At 36.3% G+C, this 3,223-nt stretch carries 4 protein-coding genes; 2 read left to right on the forward strand and 2 right to left on the reverse strand.

Annotated elements, in window-relative coordinates:
* Both VNJ50_RS01420 and VNJ50_RS01425 read left to right on the forward strand, forming a co-directional pair.
* Positions 1-984: family 20 glycosylhydrolase (locus tag VNJ50_RS01420; protein WP_325578346.1), on the forward strand; the 984-nt coding region annotated here is incomplete at its 5' end.
* A gap of 27 nt (positions 985-1,011) precedes the next feature.
* Positions 1,012-1,737, forward strand: a complete 726-nt coding sequence (locus tag VNJ50_RS01425; protein ID WP_325578348.1) for a copper homeostasis protein CutC — start codon at positions 1,012-1,014, stop codon at positions 1,735-1,737.
* A gap of 2 nt (positions 1,738-1,739) precedes the next feature.
* Here VNJ50_RS01425 and prmC read toward each other — a convergent pair whose 3' ends face one another.
* Together prmC and VNJ50_RS01435 are read right to left on the reverse strand one after the other, a co-directional pair.
* Positions 1,740-2,615: a peptide chain release factor N(5)-glutamine methyltransferase gene (prmC, locus tag VNJ50_RS01430; protein ID WP_325578350.1), complete on the reverse strand. Its 876-nt coding sequence runs from the start codon at positions 2,613-2,615 to the stop codon at positions 1,740-1,742.
* A complete protein-coding gene (locus VNJ50_RS01435) occupies positions 2,615-3,106 on the reverse strand; it encodes a GNAT family N-acetyltransferase (RefSeq protein WP_325578353.1) in 492 nt (163 codons plus the stop codon). Before VNJ50_RS01435 ends, prmC begins: the two co-directional genes overlap by 1 nt.
* Positions 3,107-3,223 lie beyond the last annotated feature (117 nt).

Genomic DNA, 3,223 nt, shown 5'->3' on the forward strand with positions numbered 1-3,223 from the left:
CAATCGGATAGCGGCAATGAACCTTTGGCTATTGGCGGTTATGTTCCTTTGCAAAAAGTATATCATTTTAATCCGATTCCGGATGAACTTACCGAAGAAGAATCCAAATACGTTTTGGGTGCACAAGCCAATCTCTGGACCGAATATATTACTAATGAGAAACAAGTTGAATACATGGTTTTTCCCAGAATAGTGGCTATGAGTGAAGTGGTTTGGTCGCCGAACAAAAGTAAAGATTATCCTGATTTTGTAGCACGTTTGGAAAATTTCCATAAGCGTTTGGATGCACTGGATATTAATTATGCCAACCATCTGCATGAAATAGATGGCAAAAAAACCGCTAACGGCTATGAATTATCCACATTCACTAAAAACAAAATCATTCGATATACCACTGATGGCACAGAACCAAATATGACTTCTGAAATTTATGCAACAGCCATTCCAATCACTAAGAATTTTACACTAAAAGCTGCAGTTTTCAATTCTGAAAAGCAACTCGGATCGGTATTTACGCAACCTATTTTATTCCATAAAGCACTTGGAAAAGAAATAAGTCTTAATGTAGAACCCAGTAAAAAATATGCAGGCAGTGGTAGTCAAGGGTTAATCAATGGGATTTTAGGAAGTAACACGCGCATAAATGATGAAGAATGGCTAGGATTTGATGGCGAAGATTTAGAAATTGTTATTGATTTAGGCGAAGAAACCGCAATAAAAACGATTGAAACCAGATTTCACAAAGCACCACATCAATGGATCCATGCACCAAAACAAATGATGTTTGGTGTTGATATAAACAATATGAGCGTCCAGGTTGACCTTCCCGAAAATGATGCTTCAATTCAAACTGCTCAAATTAATGTAGATGTCACCACGCGCTATATCTACCTGAAAATTCCGAATTTTGGGATTATCCCTGAAGGTTACTCGGGTGCTGGACATAAAGCGTGGACCTTTATTGATGAAATTATTGTGAACTAAAAATTATAAAATAAAAAAGAAGTTATCATGATATTAGAGATCTGTGCTTCCAATTACCAATCTGCCATTAACGCACAAAATGCGGGAGCACATCGTATAGAACTTTGCTCAGAACTTGCCGTTGGAGGCGTTACGCCGTCTTATGGCCTGATACATCAAACCTTAAAAAACTTAAAAATCCCAGTTTTTGTCCTCATTAGACCTAGAAGCGGGAATTTTACCTATTCTGATGCAGAATTTGAAATCATGAAACAGGATATTCAAATCTGTAAAGATTTGGGCTGTAAAGGCATCGTTTCGGGGGTTTTAAATTTAGATAATACCATTGATATTGAACGTACCAAACAACTGATTGAACTTTCAAAACCTATGGCTTTTACGTTTCATCGGGCTTTTGACCGAACGCCTAATCCGTATGAGTCCTTAACGCATTTAACAGAATTAAAAGTAGATCGTATTCTTACGTCCGGTCAGGTCACTTCGGCAGAAAAAGGCATTTTATTGCTTAAAGAATTAAAAGCTTTGGCTGGTGACAAACTCAGTATTCTTCCAGGTTCTGGGATAAATCCGAAGAATGTTTTAATATTTAAAGATGCCGGATTTAAGGAAGTACATTGTTCTGCGGTACTTTCATCCAAAATTATGGATGCACCATCTGTACCTATGAATACTCCTGAATTTTTGAACGAAGGCAAAGAACTGACATCAAATTCAGAAATTATTAAAACGATGTTACAGCTTATCAAAAACTAGAATTAACGTGTTTTTGTCCCTGAAATCATTCGGTCATTGCCAAAAATATCTTTTTTAAGAATTATATTTTCAAAATTGTAATTATCGAGCAAATGAAGCATTTCAACTCCCAAATATTGATTGATTTCAAAAAACAGCTTTCCATTATCTTTAAGGTGCTCCATTGCAAACCGAATGATCTCTTTATAAAAAACAAGTGGATCATCATTAGCCACATATAAAGCCAAAGCCGGTTCATAATCCAAAACATTTGTTTGCATCTGGGTTTTCTCCAATTCTCTAACATACGGCGGATTAGATACTATAAGGTCAAACTTTAAATCTTCTACACCTAAATTCCTTGAATTTTTACGCCAATCCAAAATATCCACTTCAAAAAACCGGACATTTACGTTATTCAACTTTGCGTTATGTTTTGCAATGGTCAAAGCTTTTTGGCTCACATCGATGGCATAAACCTTTGCTGACGGCAAATTTTCAGCCAGCGAAATGGCGATACAACCGGTGCCTGTGCCAATGTCAAGAATAGAAAGCCCTTTAGTGCTGGCTTTTGCACTATCCAAAATCCAAGCCACCAATTCTTCAGTTTCAGGTCTTGGAATCAATGTGTTTTCATTAACCCGAAACGGCAATCCATAAAATTCGGTTTGACCTATAATATATTGAATCGGTTCGTGATTTTTCAATCGACCTATGGCGTTTTCAAATTTCTCCAATTTCTCAGTAGAAATTTGCATGTTGAGATTTAAAGTAACATCCAATCGTTTCATTTTCAAAAAATGGTCGGTCAACAAATAAAAAAACGACTGAATTTCTGTATCCGGAAAGTCATCTTTTAGTACTGTGAGAAAATTATCGCGTAGTGTTTTTAATCGCATTATAAAGATTTTATCATCCAAACATTGCAAGAATAATGTCCTGTATTGCCAAGTGGACCGTCTAAATTTTCAAATCCTGATTTGGCATATAACTTTGCAGCATCAGTCATATATGGCAAAGTTTCGAGATAACAACTTTCAAAACCGAATGCTTTCGCTTTAGCTAAACACTTATCCATCATTAAAGATCCCAAACCTTTCCCTCTGGCTTTAGGTAAAAAATACATTTTCTGAAGTTCACAAACATTACCCTCATAATTATCCAGTGGTGCTATTCCGGCACCCCCAATAATTTCGCCTTCATGGTCAACCACAAAATAAGCAGCCCTTTCAACGGCATAAGTTTGAGTCATTGCATCCAACGATTTATCGGCATAAGCAGTTCCCACTTTAGGAACTCCCATTTCAATCAAGACTTCCCGAATTACACGAGCGACTTCTACATCATCCTTCTTTTCTATTTCTCTAATTATGGTCGATTTTTTACTCAAGATATTATCTTATTTTTGTCCTTAGAATTATCGGGATGAATATACATGAAAAATATATTAAACGCTGTATCGAAATTGCAAAAAATGGATTGGGTACTACGGCTCCAAATCCAATGG

Source organism: Gelidibacter sp. (assembly GCF_035577925.1).
Taxonomy (GTDB): domain Bacteria; phylum Bacteroidota; class Bacteroidia; order Flavobacteriales; family Flavobacteriaceae; genus Gelidibacter.